Consider the following 14,712-nt stretch of genomic DNA (forward strand, 5'->3'; position numbering starts at 1 on the left):
CACCTGTCTGATGGGAGGGGGGATTGTGCTGCCGCTTCTGTACCGCATGCTTAAGCACACTAGGCTGCTGGGCGGACTTATTCCTTATGATAAATTTATGAGCGAGAAATACAGTCTCGCGGGCAAGGTTGACCGAAGCATCGAGATCCGTATCGAGGATCCCTTGACGGGGCTAGCCTTGCCACGCGGCGAGCAGGGGGAAATTCTTATTCGCGGGCATCGGGTCATGCGATATATTCGCGACGAGGCGGAGCGCCCTTGCCATCAGCACGACGGCTGGTACCGTTCGGGCGATCTGGGTACAATCGACGAACAGAATCAGCTTACCATTGCGGGACGAATGCACCGGATCATTTCGCGGGGCGGCGAAAAGATCTCGCCGGTCGAAATCGAGAACGCGATTCTGCGAATCCGCGATGTAGAGGATGTGATGGTGCTCGGCATTCCCGACGAGCTGTACGGGGAACAGATCTGCGCATGCGTCGTGCTGAAGCCGGGAGCCAAGTTGTCGGCGGAGCGCCTGCGGGTGGAGCTGGCTCCGTACCTGTCTGCGTTCAAGCTGCCAAAGGAAACGATCTTCCTGTCTCAGCTGCCCATGTCCGGAACGGGCAAAGTATCCGTAGCGGAGATGAAGCAACTGGTGCTGCAAGAGCTTGGCTCGCTGCGGAGACATGCGTAATGAGGCGGTTCTACCCCGGCATTACGTTGTTCAAGCTGGCCGGCGCGACTCTCGTGCTGGTTGCGCACGCTCTCTTGATACCATCCATGGTTGCGATGGACCTGCCGCCGCTTGCGTCATTCCTTATGTTGGAGGGACGTGTCGTCGTGCCGTGTTTTTACGTCGTATCGGGCTTCCTGCTGTACAAGGGGTGGTCGCATGCTTCTAAGCCAGGAGCCTACGTCAGGAAATATTGGCTCCGGATCGCCGCCGTATACGCCGTCTTCTGCCTGTTGTTCGCAGCCGAATTTAATGTGCCCGCGCTGCTCCAAGGCGGACTGGGATTGTCCAACCTCATTCTGCAGACCAAAATATTGGTGATGGCCGTGTTCGTGAACGGCCCGCTGCTCCAGCTGTGGTTCATTCCGCCTTTGCTGTTCGGCTCCGTCGCAGCCTACTGGTTGTTGAACCGGCTGTCTCTTAAAATGATTCTTATCATGCTCGCTGTATTGTATGGTGTCGTCCAGTTGGCCTCGGGCAGCTTGCTCAGCTTTACGGGGATGGGCCAGGTTGACATCGCGTCGCTGCCAGGTATCTTGTGGACAGGCGCCACTCGTTATCTGGGTTTCGGGCTTACATTTGTCGTAATGGGAGCATTAATGGCAAAATACGAGGAGCAATTCCTGAGGATGAATGTCCGCTTGGTTGCGGTACTCGCGATTGGCGTCACGGCTGCGGAGACGGTGCTATTGACGGCCCTCGCACCTTGGAGCGAAGCCTATAAGCTGACATTCGCCATGCTGCCGAATACGGCGCTTCTGTTCTACGGCGTGCTTCGCATTCGCAACGCGACCATAACGGCGCATCATCGTCTGCTGAATTTATTCAGCATCGTCACGTTCGTCGGGCATATCCCGCTTATGCGATTAAACAAGATTCTGTTCGGCTGGGGTGGAAGCTTGGACCTCGTCCTGTGGCAGCAGATGCTGCAATCGCTGCTTACGTTCGCCGAATGCGCGGCGCTGACCCTGTTGCTTTATCGCAGGAGCCGCAAGTCCGGACTTGCGGGTGAGCGCGCGGCATCGCCAGGAGAGGTGGAAGCGGCGGCGGGAATGTCTTCCGACCCGATGATTGGGTCGAAGCGGCAGACGCGGACTTCCGCGGGGATGACCGCCCATAAATTTGAAGGCTGAACGGCATGGGCTGCCTTGTGCTTGTGTATACAAACCAAAGAAGCTTCCAGAACCAAAACGAGGGGCTGGAAGCTTCTTATTATTTTCCGATTCGGAGACTTTGGATGCAATTAACTGAAAGACCCTTCGAATGCCTTTTTGATGGCTTCCTGGTCGTGCGAGATGGAGAACAGCACGTAGTTGCCGTTACGGATAATTTGATAGTTTTTGGCATCCTCGTATTGGTCCGGGAGGTAGGTCGAGAACGTCTCGATGATGTCCTCGGCGCGTTTCGTTAAACCTTCCTTAACCGCATCATAGTGCTTAGAGGATTTCAGTTTGACGACGACCAGCTCCGTTGCTTTGACGTTCATCATTGCTTGTTGGAAAATACCGTCCTCGAGCAGCTCGGCTCCGTCAAAATAATAGAAGTCTTTAATCTGCTCTCCGGAAACCTCGATAAGCGCCGGCAACTCGATTTCACCCTTTATGTTGGCCGTGATGTCCGTCACCGTTACGTTAATGCCAGGAGCATCGGGCTTGGCGGTCGGGCTGGGTTTCGCGGTAGGCTTAGCGTCAGGTTTAGTTGTTGGTTTCACAGTAGGTTTAGTTGTAGGTTTAGTCGTCGGCTTAGTCGTCGGCTTTGCTGTAGCAGCAGGCTTCTCCGCGGGTTTGACCGTCGGCTTGGCGCTCGGGGCGGGTTTCTCGCCAGCGTTGCTCGAGGCTGATGCGGATGGTTTAGTTCCGGGCCGATTCGCATCCGCCGATGGGGACGCGGTAGGAGTTTCCTCCGCTTCTACTGATGGAGCTGAAGAAGCGGAGGACTCCGTCGAAGGTGAAGCAGTCGGGTTTGATGTTCCGTCCGCAGGCGAATTTTCCGGCGAGGCGCTCTGATCCGGTGTTTCCGTCTGACTGGCGTTGCTGCTGCTTCCGTTGGAGTCGTTACTGCTCCCGTTGCTGCAGCCGGAGGCGACCAGCGATAGGGCGATGGTGAGAGTGGCTGCGATTTTGAGCCAAGGTGTGCGATGATTCATTATGTAATCTCTCCTCGTCATGATGTCGAACATCTAGACGGGAGGAGGGAGAGTAAGGTTGCAGAAGGCGTAAAACCTGTGACTCCGTACCCAAGTATGTTGACAGCTCCGGCGAAGCAGCGCAGAAACGCGCCGAACGGTCGAGTTTCGGCGACACCAACAAAGTCGAACTGAACACACTAGTTAGTGTAAGGATTTGGAGTGATCCAGCCGGCGTGCTCGCCGTCCATACGCCCAGTGATTGGTGGGACCGTGTCCCGAGCCGATGTCCAGGCTGTCTTCGATGGCCGCGCGGATAAACGACTTGGCGAGTTCGGCGGCTTCGGGGACGTTCAGTCCCGCTGCAAGTCCTGCCGCCAGCGCGGCCGAATAGGTGCAGCCTGTTCCGTGAGTGTGCCTCGTATCTACGCGAGGGCTTTCCCAGTAGCGGAAGCGGCCGTCGTCGTACAGCAGATCGACGGTGACGTCTCCCGTCGATTCGTCATGCCCGCCTTTGATAGCGACGCTGCCGGCCCCCATCGCAACCAGCAGCCGTGCCGCTTTTTCGCGATCCGCCATCGTGGCGATCTTCATCCCGGTCAGCGTCTCCGCTTCCGGGATGTTCGGCGTGATGACGCGTGCCAGCGGCAGCAGACGTTCCTTTAGCGAGCGCAGCGCATCTTGCCGCAATAGCTCGGAGCCGCCCTTGGCGATCATGACGGGGTCGATGACCAGATTGCGCCAGCCGAAGGAAGCAACCTGATCCGCGACGGCGTCAATGATAGGCGCTCCGACGAGCATGCCTGTTTTGACCGCATCCGGAGCCAGATCGTCGCCTACGGCGCCGAGCTGTACGGCAACGGCGTCCGCCGTCATGGGATAGACGGCGCGTACCCCCAGCGTATTTTGCGCAGTAACCGCCGTGACCGCCGACATGCCATAAACGCCGAGCTCCTGAAACGTCTTTAGGTCGGCCTGAATGCCGGCGCCGCCGCCGCTGTCCGACCCCGCAATCGTCAGCGCCTTGCGGACGGTGCCATCGTCTCTTTTGGGAGCTTGAGCCTTCATTCCGTCGCCCCCTCATCCACGCCATATCGCTGCAGCGCCCAGGAGACGGTCTGCTTCATGCGGGCGATGAGCCGATCGTTCTCGACGATGCGGATGCGTTTGCCGAGGAAACGCGCCTTCGACAATACGTATTCCTGCTCGTTAAGCGAGAAGTACAGCTTGATCCGGTATTCGTCCCGCTCTTCGTCGAACGACACCTCCCGCTCGAAGCAGGAAAAAGCGTACAGGATGCGCGACAGCTCCTCGTTATAGGCCGGCACAACGGCGATGACGGCCTCGGCCCGGCGCGAGACGAGATAAGCCTTGGCCTGGGCCGTACATCTTGCGAAGCGTTCGGGATCGCAAGGCTTCTCGCTGACCTCGGCGAGCTTCGACAGCCTAGTATTCATCAGCATGCTTTTGCGGGAGTCGTACCAGAGCAGATACCATTCCCGCTTTACCATGGAGTATTCCAGCTTGAAGGGAATTGCGTTCTCGTGGGCGTTGGAGCCGCCGCTCTTAACGCTGTACGCGATCCGAAGTGCACTGCAGGCATGGATGGCACGGCGAATGGTGCGGATATGAGGGTGGTACACCATCTTCTCCTTGCTGGCCGCCTTGTGCAGCAGATGCGGCGTCCAGTCGACGACTGGCTCCTCCCGGAGCATATCGCGCAGCTTGTCCAGCGTCTCCGGGAGAAACGCCTCCTCCGCGGCGGGATGCGCCAGCATGGACTTCAGCCATGAGCGCTCGTGCGAGGTAACCATCGCCGCGCCGCCGTCCTGTAGGCGGGAGAGGAGCTGGTAATTGAATATTTTCTCAAAGGGATTCATAATACTCTCTCAGCTCCTTCCATTCCGCAATCATTTCTTCCCGGAGCCGCGCCGGCTCCAATACCTCGCAGCTTGAGCCGAAGCTGCGAAGCCAAGGCTTAATCTCAATGATCCCGTTGACTTCGATCTCATAGAGGAACGATATTTCATCCTCCTCCGTAATGACGCCCCATTGTCCTTGCTGCAGCACGCGTTCGCGAACAAAGTCCGGGATCGACGGTCCCGGCTTATAAAAGCGGGCCCGGACGAGCGTCTTGCGGCCCGTGTCGACGAGCCAGCTGTGGCGGATGCGCTGCTCCAGCAGCCCAAGCTTTTCGTTCCAGCTGTCCGCGTCGGCGGCATCGCCCACGGACAGATCCGTCACTCCTTCGAGCCGGTACTTCTTGATCCCGTGCCGCGCCCCCCAGCCTAGCAGATACCATCTCCCGTATTGATGATCGTAGACGATCTTGAGCGGCAATACCCTCTCCCGATTGCCTCCGGCCTCGCGTTCGAAGAGCGGATTGGTGTTGCGGGAGGAGTAGCTGGTCTCTTTTTTGGGCGAAAAATAACGAAAAGAAACATAACAACGCCCCTCGATAGCCTCGAACAACGGAAATAAGTGGGCCTCGTCCAGAATGCGGGAGTAATAATGGTATTTATAGCGGAATACGTCCAGGCTCTCCGCGTCGAACCCGCGATCGCGCGTCAGCAGCTTGCTCATCATGTCCCGCAGCAGGTACCCTTGCACGGATGGGAGCTGGGTATTCGCCATCATGCAGGCGTAGTCGTGCACATCGAGAAGCTCGTCCTCCGCGAGCAAGCCTGCGAACCTGTCCCACAACGCGTACCGGTAAGGGCGCGGACCGGGCTCACGGGTAATGACGCCTACTCCCTCCAAATATTTCAGATCGCCGCGAATCGTCTTCTCATCCGGCAAGGCGAGCTCCGGCGGCATGGCTTCGCTGCAAGCGTCCAGCAGCTCCATAGCCGTCTTGGCGCCTTCCTTCATCGCGCCGAGCAGAATCGATAGACGTTCGCTCTCGGATTCTTTGAGCGACTTCGCGCGGAACAGGAACAGCAGCAGCGGGTCCGAGGAATCCAGATAGCTAAAGCGCAGCAGCTCCGCCATGTCCCGCTGCTCCGCGGCGCCGTCTCGTCCGTTAAGCGAGCTGGAGGCGATTTCGCGCAGCCGTTTCATCATTTTATCGAAGGTGTGGACGGAGATGCCGAGCTTCTCCGCATACTGTTGGCGGCTGTAGGCACCGCTCGTCAAGGCAAGCATACGCAGGAACTGGATTTCCTTGTCGAAGCTTTCTCTGGCCATACTTTCTCTCCTCTCACGGTCCGTTTGGCGTTCCACTCATTGTAACAGTTCTGCGGCAGGTGCCCATAGCTTAAATTTCCTTTCCCCTCGCCTAACGGCATGACGGCGCTATCCTTCCAAGCTTAATAATGCGTCCAAGTCATCGCCTGGGAGACTGTGCTTCTCTCGTTCATAACGCTCTCGTAATACTTTCGCCATGTTCGCAGTATTTGCCATCCCTTATGATAAAGAAGGTTCATAAAGCACTGACGTTGCAACCCGGCGGGGATGTCCATTCATCCCGCAGTGCGGGCGCAAGTATGCGCTCGTATGCTGTGCGCGTGCAGGCTATGAACCTCCATTAATCGGGTTCGACTCCCGATCGCTTTAAGAGCGAGCTCATGGTAGAGCACTCAACTGATAATTGAGTCCAAGTATGATTTTCCCCAGAAGACCCCGGGACGGGAGCGGACGAAGACGCCAAGGCGGATTCGCCGCGAACGGAGCTATGCAGCAGGGCGGATCCCGATCGGCGCGAGGGACGAAGAATGTTTACTGGAAAGGCAGTGTGATGCAATCGAAGTCGGATTGCCGAGCGCTGCCCGGATAAGGGGCATGCCTGTCGTCCGTCTTAGCGCCCATCTCAAGCCCTGTTCCGCTGCCGGAGCGGTAGCGCCGCTTCCGTATCAGGTCGCCACAACGAAAGGAGCAATGAACATGATACATACATTTACGGTTCGAAATGATCAGCGAGGCCTGTTGTTCAAAAAAGGAAGCTTTGTCAAATCGCTTCGCCCAGGCACATACCGATTCGCCGCTTGGTCGGGCTACACGATGACGATGATGAATCTTGCGGAGCCCTTCGCGGTTCCCGGCAAGGAACTGATGTTTTTCTTGAAGGACGGGGAGCTGCGGAGCGAGCTTGCGATCGTGGAGGTAGGCGATCACGAATACGTTCTGCATTACGAGGACGGCAGGTTCTCCCGACTGCTGACGCCCGGCAAGTACGCCTTCTGGAATGTGGCCGTCAGCCATGATTTCCGCCGGATCGACGTTCGGGTACCGGAGCTCGGCTCCGAGATCGAACGCTCCATTCTGCCCAAGCTTGCGGGCTACTATCACATGCACGAGGTCGCAAGCTGGGAGACGGGGTTGCTCTTCTACGACAACGTTCTGCAGCGAGAGCTTCGTCCCGGCCGCTACTACTTTTGGAGAGGACCCGTCAGCGTCGCGCTGAAGAGCGTCGATCTCCGCCAGCAGCAGCTCGACATGACGGGCCAGGAAATCATGACGGAGGACAAGGTGACGCTCCGCCTCAACTTCGTCTGCCAATACCGTATCGTTCATCCGCTCAAAGCGTTGGAAATTCGCGGCTTCGACGAACAAATGTACATCCTGCTGCAGTTGATCCTTAGGGAATACGTCGGCACGATGAAGCTGGACGATCTGCTTCGTACGAAGCAGGAGATCGGGGCTTACGCGCTGGGCAAGCTGAACGAGCGCAGCGAGGAATATGGGGTCGCCTTCCAGTCGGCGGGCGTGAAGGACGTTATTTTGCCGGGCGATGTGAGGGATATTCTGAACACGGTTCTCCTGGCGGAGAAGAAGGCGCAGGCCAATCTCATCACGCGCCGCGAGGAGACGGCATCCACGAGAAGCCTCCTGAACACGGCGAAGCTGATGGACGAGAATGTCACCTTGTACCGTCTGAAGGAGCTGGAATTTCTGGAGAAGATCTGCGAGAAGATCGGCACGATCTCCCTGACGGGCGGCGGTGGCAGCCTGCTGGAAGGACTCAACTCGTTGCTTGCGGCGAATGGCGCGGGGGGAGCTGGCGGTGCGAGCGGTGCGGGTAGTACGGGCAGTGCGGGCTGAACTGGCGGCACGATCGGAACGTAGCGGACTTAACGGTTCGCTGCGTTTTTTTGTTGGCGATAAGAAAAGTTTAAAATCTAACAGCCTCGCCGGCGACGCTATTTGTCCGATAGGCAGTGAGTAAAAAGCATTAAACGGTTCAATGTGTTTGTGCGGGGTGTAATTGTGTATACTTAGATCGTTTGGATGGAGGCGATACGGGATGGAAATCAGGGGATTTCAGGATTCGGATATAGAGGAGATCATAACCTTGTTCTATGACGCGGTACATACTGTGAACAGCAGGGACTATACGCGGGAGCAGTTGGATGCATGGGCGCCGGCGGAGGACATGGAGCGTCGTGCGGCAGCATGGCTGGAATCCATGGCGGCGAATTTTACTTTGGTTGCCGTCATCGAAGGCGCCCTAACGGGATTCGCGGATATGACAGAGCATGGTCATCTGGAAAGGCTGTTCGTTCACAAGGATTATCAAGGCCGGGGCATTGCATCTGTTTTGGTAGGGAAGCTGGAAGGGGAGGCTGGCAGGCTTGGGCTCCCGACGATCGATACAGATGCCAGCGTGACGGCAAGGCCGTTCTTCGAGCGCCGAGGTTATGTTGTGGTCAAGGAGCAAGCCCCCGTTCGTAACGGGATTGCGTTAAGAAATTATAAAATGATCAAATCGCTGAGCTAGAGAGTCGGTTCCCAAGCGGAAGATGGTATACTCATGGCATGCCCCGCAATCGAAACATGAGATGCACATGATCGTATAAACCCATTATTGGGTATGAAGGAAGATAGATCGTAAGGCAATCGACCGAGGGGGCCAATAGGATGGCTGAAGATTGGAAAGCAGCGGAAGCATGCATCGCCCGCATTAAAGTCATAGGCGACGAAAGCAACCGTCAAGTGGATGTGATCGGCGAAACAGACGGGCTGAATCTCATCGGCATCGGTACGGACGCGGCCGTTTTTCATTACGAGGGAACGCCTCGGTATGCGTATAAGGTGTATTCGGACCATGCCGTTTACAAAAAGAGCATCGAACGCGACGTCTACGAGCGGCTCGCGGGCATTCCGTATTTTCCGAGCCTGCACGGAGAGGGCGACAACTATCTCGTCATCAGCTACGAGCCCGGACCGACGCTGCAGGACTGTCTGACCGAAGGCATTCCGGTGCCGGTGCAGGCGATTCGGGACGTCGAGGAAGCAAGGCGGCTCGTACGGGAGCGCGGATTGAATCCGCGGGACATTCATCTTAAGAACGTTATTCTGCAAAACGGTCGCGGCAAAGTGCTTGATGTCTCCGAATACGTAGAGGGCGGCAACGACAAGCGCTGGGAGCATCTCGTATGGGCGTACGATAAGTTCTACGGTGCCATCGAAGGCCGGCGCATACCGGAGTGGCTGCTGGAAGCCGTTAAAAAAAGCTATAACAAACTGGATCAATCCAGCTTGAATCTGGAGGATATCGCTGCCAGGGTGAACCGCGTACTGGCTAGATTCAAATGAAACGGGAGGATGGAACGGTATGGCATTGGAGATCGAAAAAAAATATTTGCTGGCGGTGGAACCCGCCGTTTTGATCAAGGAAGGCGTACTTTCCGCGCACAAGGAGCAGCTCATCGAGCAGACGTATCTCGCGATCGATGAGACGCAGGAGCTGCGCGTTAGACGAATCCAGGAGCTCGGGAACGGAGAGGTGACATACACGCACACCTTCAAGAACGGCAACGGGCTTGTGCGCGAGGAAGTCGAGTACGAGATTACGGCGGGAATCTACGAGCAGATGGTGAATGCATTCGGTTTCTTGCCGCTGACGAAGAAGCGCATCACGGCCGTGTGGAACGGCAGGGTTGTCGAGATCGATATTTACGATCAGTTGGAGTTGTCCGTCGTGGAGGTCGAATTCAGTTCCGTGGACGAAGCTAACGCGTTTCAGGCGCCGGACTGGTTCGGCGAGGACATCAGCTCGCAGAAGCAATACAGCAACAAGACGGTCTGGAAGCAGCTGCAAGGGGAGAAGTGGCAACGGTAGAATTCGGAATGGGGGAGAGGCATGTCGATCCATCGTAACGGTCATTATTTGCGCAAAATGGTGCTGGAACGAGACAACGTCCCAACTTTCGGCCGTTATCCTTTCAGCTTGGACGCGATCAGGGAATTCGACGAGTTGTCGTTCCATCCCAAGGTGACGTATCTCGTTGGCGAAAACGGAGCGGGGAAGTCGACGTTGATCGAGGCGATCGCGGTGGCGCTGGGCTTCAATCCGGAGGGCGGCACGATCAACTTTAACTTCGAGACCGCGCGCACGCATTCGGAACTCCATGATTACATGCGCCCGGTTCGCGGAGCTCAGCGTCCCAAGGACGGCTTCTTTTTCCGGGCGGAGAGCTACTTCAACGTGGCGACTTATCTCGATGAGCTGGATCGCGAGCCGGGATTCGGCGGGCCCTTGATCGCTTCCTACGGAGGCTCGTCTCTGCATGAGCAATCGCATGGGGAGTCGTTTTTTGCAACGTTCCTGCATCGGTTCGGCGGTAACGGTCTGTACATTATGGACGAGCCGGAGGCGGCGTTGTCGCCCTCCAGGCAGCTGGCGATGCTGGCGCGCATGCACGAACTGGTGCGGGACAACTCCCAGTTCATCATCGCGACCCACTCCCCCATTCTGATGGCGTACCCCGACGCATGGATCTACCGGCTGACGGAGAGCGGCATCGAACGAACGGCTTGGGAGGACACGGACCATTACGTCATCACGTCGCAATTTCTGAACAACCGCGATCGGATGCTGCGCGAACTGCTGGAGGATGGGTAGGAAAAGCAAACCAACCTCCACCTCGCGAGTTCACCCTGAAAGCAGCTAACTAGCTACCCCGCCGTTAGCGCCTTCAGTTGACTGAATAGCACTGCCGTCGCGGCGGGATCCTTTTCGTTGTAGACGACATAGCGGTCCGGCAGCTTGATGAGGATGTACGGCGCGTTTCCCTTGAAGACGTATAGCTTCGCCGCCCCAAGTTCCGTCAATTTGAAGTCGCCGCGCGCATATTCCGACGTGGCGATGCCGTTTTGACGGAAGCCGCTCGGCATGTCGTCTTCCAGCGTCAGCTCCAGCACGTCCTCCAGCGCGAACCTCAGCGGATACATCGAATCCTCGATGATCACGTTTTGTTCGTCCTGGATGATAAGCTTCGGCGGGCTCGTATCCGCGCGGACGACCATCATCGCGATCGGGATGATAATAGCCGCGACGACGGCCAGCGTGCCGTAGTAGAACATTCGTCCCGCGCGCGTGGCCATGTTGACCGTCGAACCGATGCCGACCCGCTTGGGTACGAAAACGGACTTGTCCTTGGGATTGTAATAGGACAGGCCATGGCGCCACAAGGCATCGCCGTCTGCCGGGTAAGTGCTGCCATCCGTATCCCCGTAACGGTACTCCAGCTCCTTAATATGCTGATGCACGACGTAGATGCCGATCAGCGGCACGAGCGACACCATAAAGATGCCGCCGAACCACAAGCCGGGATCTCCCGAATACCCTTTGGAGAGCACGTTATAAGCGACAAAAGCGTTCACCGCCTCGAACAAAGCCAACGCCAGCCAAAGGATCGACCATAACCTGGCCGCCGCAGCGTTAATCGCCATATTCGGCAAAGCGTTTCGGCTATGCGCCCGAGGTTTGCCGCGGCTAAATGCCAGGTACAGCAGGAACATGACGGCTGTCATAACAAGCGACGCGAAGCCGGACAGCCTAAGCACGCCGACGCCGCCCTTCAGCGAGATCACGATCAGCGGGACGGACATCAATGCGGGCAAGACGAACCAATAGGGAGAAAGCGGAAGTTTGCCCTTCATAAGCGCGATGTCGATGTCGACTCGCACTTTTTTGCGAGTGCCGGGCGCGAACCAGTCGTTGTCGCGTTTCAGCTTGGCCGCCTTGTAGTGAATCCGTTTGAATGGTACGGTAGACGTGTACATAACGCCGGCCAGCCATAAGAATACATAGATGAAGCCTAATGAGAATGTATCGCCGAACCATAGAATGGGAAGCGCCGCGACCGCGGCCATAACGGCGAACAACGCGTAACTTTGGCGATATTCCCTCTTAAGAGAGAGAAGCCGCTCGTCCTCAAGCACCTCGATTGGGAGTTTAACGCCGAACCATAGCCCGTCTTTGGGCTTGGAATGCCCGAGATAGATAGCGACAACCGTGGCAAGAACGATCAGAACAGGCGCAAGCAATAGGTATGTTTCCATAAGTAGCCCCCTTCAGGCAGCTTGTCAGTTGCTCCGACCCACTATAATATAGACGAATTTTTTTGTCAAAAAAGAAAGGACGTACAACATGATCAGATTCGGCATTATCGGTACGAACTGGATTACGGACAGATTCCTGGCGGGAGCGGCGCTGCATCAGCAATTTAAGCTGTCAGCCGTCTACTCCCGGACGGAGGAACGCGCCAGGGAGTTCGCCGACAAATACGTTATTCCTCACACATTTACAGATATGGACGCCATGTTCGCGAGCGGCGAGATCGATGCCGTGTACATCGCGAGCCCGAACAGCCTGCACGCCGAATACGCCATCGCGGCCATGAACCGAGGCATCCACGTTCTTTGCGAGAAACCGATCGCATCCAATAGCCGCGAGCTTGAGGGGATGATCGACGCCGCGCAGAGGAACGGCGTGCTGCTGATGGAGGCGCTGAAGTCGACGCTGATGCCCGGGTTCGGAGCCGTTCGCGAAGGGATAGGGCGGATCGGGAAGGTACGGCGTTATTTTGCGAGCTTCTGCCAGTACTCCTCCCGTTATGACGCTTACCGCGCGGGCACGGTGATGAACGCGTTCCGTCCGGAGTTCTCCAATGGATCTCTTATGGATATCGGCATCTATTGCCTGTATCCGGTCGTCGCGCTGTTCGGCAGGCCGAATTCTGTAAAGGCTTCCGGCTATATGCTGGAGTCGGGCGTTGACGGGGAAGGCAGCATTCTGATGCAATACGACGAGATGGACGCGGTAGTCCTCTATTCCAAAATAACGAGCTCTTCGCTCCCGAACGAAATCCACGGAGAAGACGGCAATCTTGTCCTCGACAAGATCAGCGAGCCGGAGGTGGTGCAGCTCCAGTTCCGCGACGGCTCCGTAGAGGATCTAACCAGGCCGACCGTGGAGTTTAACATGTTCTACGAGGTGGAGGAGTTCATCCGGTTGATTCAAGAGGGCAAGACGGAGTCGGAGGTCAACTCGCATGAGCTCTCCCTGATCGTCATGGAGATTATGGACGAGGCGAGGAAGCAGATCGGTCTGGTCTACCCGGCCGATGCCCAATGATCATGCGTTACTTCACGGCCGAGCTATATGAGAAAATGCAGGTGCGGGGCAGTCTCGTCTTCCATGAAACGCTGGAGGATCACGAGGAGGACCTCCGATGGTATGCGGAGCAGAATCGGGATTACGACGCGATCGCGCGCGATAACTATCTCATGCTTGAGCCGTACTTCAACCGATATATGCCGAAAGTCGTGCGGGAAGCCGTTGATAGAGGCGAAGGAGACTTGCTTCGCTCCAGCTGGCCGTCTCCGGCCTTTCGCTCACTCTTGGAAGGATGGGCACAGTCCCTGGAGAAGGAATGGAGAGCGGCGTGCGAGACCTACCGGGAGTATTACCGCACGATAGAGAGCCGTCTTCCTCCCGAAATGGAAAGCCTGGTTCGGCTGCATGACGCCAAAGTGCTTCAGGTCACAGTCACGGACGGCGGCTCGAGCATCGATCTGCTGCTGGATACAGGAGGCTCCATGCTGAGCGCGAGCGAGGCGTTGCTTCGGTTCAACGGAGTCACGCGTTTCGACCTCCCGGATGACCTCGTCGGCAATTGGTGGCTGTACGAGGAGCTTGAGCTTCCGGCAGGGGGCATTGCGAGGGATGGAGCGGGAGAGACGGGCTTTCAAATCCGCGCGCTGCTGAGCTCCCCGAGGGGTTACCTGGCGATGAACGAGCTGTCGATTACGGCGGAGTCGGTTGACGTCGTTTTAACCGCATAAGAAAGCGACGGGGTCGATACTTTCGATCATGCTTGAATATTAGGGTGAACAAGGCTTGTCCCGCTGCAACCTTGCTTTGCGAAGCAGCGTCAAGGAGTTAAACCCTTGTGAGGAGTGGTCGAATGCGAAAGCTGGTCGCAACGGCATTGATCATGTTGTTAGCTTTGTTGGGCGGTTGTTCGGGGGACGGAGGCGCGACAGAAGACAAGCCGGGGAGCGGCAACCCCCACGACGAAGAGTGGGAGTATGGCACGGGTTACGTTTTGGAGAAAGCGGACGGCAGGCTGCTCATCGTGTCGAAGGAGTTCGAAGCGGGAGCGACAAGCGAAGACGTATTGAAGCTGGGCTCGGTAAAAGCGATTTGGCTGAAGGTCGATGCCGGCCCGTACGAGGAGGCTGCAATCGGAGACCATGTCCGGATTACCGTGGTCGGCGCGGTCGCGGAATCGTACCCCGAGCAAGGAACGGGCAGCATAGAGAAGATAGAGTAACGGCGCTCGACAAAGAGCGCTAACGTATTTGCTACTCCAAGCGCCATCGGCGTTATTAACGCCTACAGCAGCTCGTTCGCCTACATTTTGGCTCCATAGTCGTTATTAACGCCGATGGCTTCTCATCAAACTGGCCGCTTCCAACAGCAACCCCTATCCTACGACAAACGATACAACGCGAACGGTTCGCCCGACCGAAACGGGGCGCTGATCTCGTCCAGCCGCGCCAAGATCGCGTCGTCCGGCTGCAGCTTGAGGCTCGCCAGGTTGCTCCGCAGCTGCTCGACCCGCGTAGCGCCGACGATGAC

The 14,712-nt window shown here is 57.0% G+C and carries 15 protein-coding genes; 10 read left to right on the forward strand and 5 right to left on the reverse strand.

What is annotated here, in order from left to right; translation table 11 throughout:
- Both PAT3040_RS37510 and PAT3040_RS27830 read left to right on the forward strand, forming a co-directional pair.
- Positions 1–679 (forward strand): class I adenylate-forming enzyme family protein (locus tag PAT3040_RS37510; protein WP_181376880.1); only part of this gene is annotated, 679 nt, incomplete at its 5' end.
- Positions 679–1,851 carry an acyltransferase family protein gene (locus PAT3040_RS27830; RefSeq protein WP_108995241.1) on the forward strand — a complete coding sequence of 391 codons (1,173 nt, stop codon included), beginning with the start codon at positions 679–681 and terminating at the stop codon, positions 1,849–1,851. The genes PAT3040_RS37510 and PAT3040_RS27830, both read left to right, overlap by 1 nt.
- A gap of 110 nt (positions 1,852–1,961) precedes the next feature.
- Here PAT3040_RS27830 and PAT3040_RS27835 read toward each other — a convergent pair whose 3' ends face one another.
- The 4 genes from PAT3040_RS27835 to PAT3040_RS27850 form a co-directional block, all read right to left on the reverse strand.
- Positions 1,962–2,864 carry a DUF4358 domain-containing protein gene (locus tag PAT3040_RS27835; protein ID WP_108995242.1) on the reverse strand — a complete coding sequence of 301 codons (903 nt, stop codon included), beginning with the start codon at positions 2,862–2,864 and terminating at the stop codon, positions 1,962–1,964.
- 183 nt (positions 2,865–3,047) lie between these two features.
- Complete coding sequence (gene thiD, locus PAT3040_RS27840; protein WP_108995243.1) at positions 3,048–3,911, reverse strand: bifunctional hydroxymethylpyrimidine kinase/phosphomethylpyrimidine kinase; 864 nt, start codon at positions 3,909–3,911, stop codon at positions 3,048–3,050.
- Positions 3,908–4,723, reverse strand: a complete 816-nt coding sequence (locus tag PAT3040_RS27845) for a WYL domain-containing protein (RefSeq protein ID WP_087569665.1) — start codon at positions 4,721–4,723, stop codon at positions 3,908–3,910. The genes thiD and PAT3040_RS27845 overlap by 4 nt, the downstream gene beginning before the upstream one ends.
- Positions 4,710–6,029, reverse strand: coding sequence for a helix-turn-helix transcriptional regulator (locus tag PAT3040_RS27850; protein WP_108995244.1), 1,320 nt, complete (start codon positions 6,027–6,029; stop codon positions 4,710–4,712). Before PAT3040_RS27850 ends, PAT3040_RS27845 begins: the two co-directional genes overlap by 14 nt.
- Positions 6,030–6,725: 696 nt before the next feature.
- Between PAT3040_RS27850 and PAT3040_RS27855 the strand changes: the two genes are divergently transcribed.
- The 5 genes from PAT3040_RS27855 to PAT3040_RS27875 all read left to right on the forward strand — a co-directional run bounded on the left by PAT3040_RS27855 (position 6,726) and on the right by PAT3040_RS27875 (position 10,686).
- Positions 6,726–7,883 (forward strand): slipin family protein, encoded by a 1,158-nt coding sequence (locus PAT3040_RS27855; RefSeq protein ID WP_108995245.1) that lies wholly within the window; start codon positions 6,726–6,728, stop codon positions 7,881–7,883.
- Positions 7,884–8,085: 202 nt separating this feature from the next.
- On the forward strand, positions 8,086–8,559 hold the full coding sequence (locus PAT3040_RS27860; RefSeq protein WP_108995246.1) for a GNAT family N-acetyltransferase: 474 nt from the start codon (positions 8,086–8,088) through the stop codon (positions 8,557–8,559).
- A gap of 140 nt (positions 8,560–8,699) precedes the next feature.
- The gene (locus PAT3040_RS27865) at positions 8,700–9,377 is read left to right on the forward strand and encodes a serine/threonine protein kinase (RefSeq protein ID WP_108995247.1); all 678 of its coding nucleotides are present in this window, start codon (positions 8,700–8,702) and stop codon (positions 9,375–9,377) included.
- A 19-nt stretch (positions 9,378–9,396) separates the two neighbouring features.
- On the forward strand, positions 9,397–9,903 hold the full coding sequence (locus PAT3040_RS27870) for a CYTH domain-containing protein (RefSeq protein WP_108995248.1): 507 nt from the start codon (positions 9,397–9,399) through the stop codon (positions 9,901–9,903).
- A gap of 57 nt (positions 9,904–9,960) precedes the next feature.
- Positions 9,961–10,686 (forward strand): AAA family ATPase, encoded by a 726-nt coding sequence (locus PAT3040_RS27875; RefSeq protein ID WP_373863980.1) that lies wholly within the window; start codon positions 9,961–9,963, stop codon positions 10,684–10,686.
- Between the two features lie 53 nt (positions 10,687–10,739).
- On the opposite strand, the gene PAT3040_RS27880 is transcribed toward PAT3040_RS27875, so the two are convergent.
- Positions 10,740–12,128, reverse strand: coding sequence for a DUF5808 domain-containing protein (locus PAT3040_RS27880; RefSeq protein ID WP_108995250.1), 1,389 nt, complete (start codon positions 12,126–12,128; stop codon positions 10,740–10,742).
- Positions 12,129–12,216: 88 nt separating this feature from the next.
- On the opposite strand from PAT3040_RS27880, the gene PAT3040_RS27885 reads away from it, so the two are divergent.
- The 3 genes from PAT3040_RS27885 to PAT3040_RS27895 all read left to right on the forward strand — a co-directional run bounded on the left by PAT3040_RS27885 (position 12,217) and on the right by PAT3040_RS27895 (position 14,404).
- Positions 12,217–13,203: a Gfo/Idh/MocA family protein gene (locus PAT3040_RS27885; protein ID WP_108995251.1), complete on the forward strand. Its 987-nt coding sequence runs from the start codon at positions 12,217–12,219 to the stop codon at positions 13,201–13,203.
- A gap of 2 nt (positions 13,204–13,205) precedes the next feature.
- A complete protein-coding gene (locus tag PAT3040_RS27890) occupies positions 13,206–13,913 on the forward strand; it encodes a DUF4085 family protein (RefSeq protein WP_181376881.1) in 708 nt (235 codons plus the stop codon).
- Between the two features lie 122 nt (positions 13,914–14,035).
- A complete protein-coding gene (locus PAT3040_RS27895) occupies positions 14,036–14,404 on the forward strand; it encodes a DUF3221 domain-containing protein (RefSeq protein ID WP_108995253.1) in 369 nt (122 codons plus the stop codon).
- Positions 14,405–14,712: the final 308 nt, after the last annotated feature.

It is taken from the genome of Paenibacillus agaridevorans (genome assembly GCF_003112455.1).
Lineage (GTDB): Bacteria > Bacillota > Bacilli > Paenibacillales > Paenibacillaceae > Pristimantibacillus > Pristimantibacillus agaridevorans.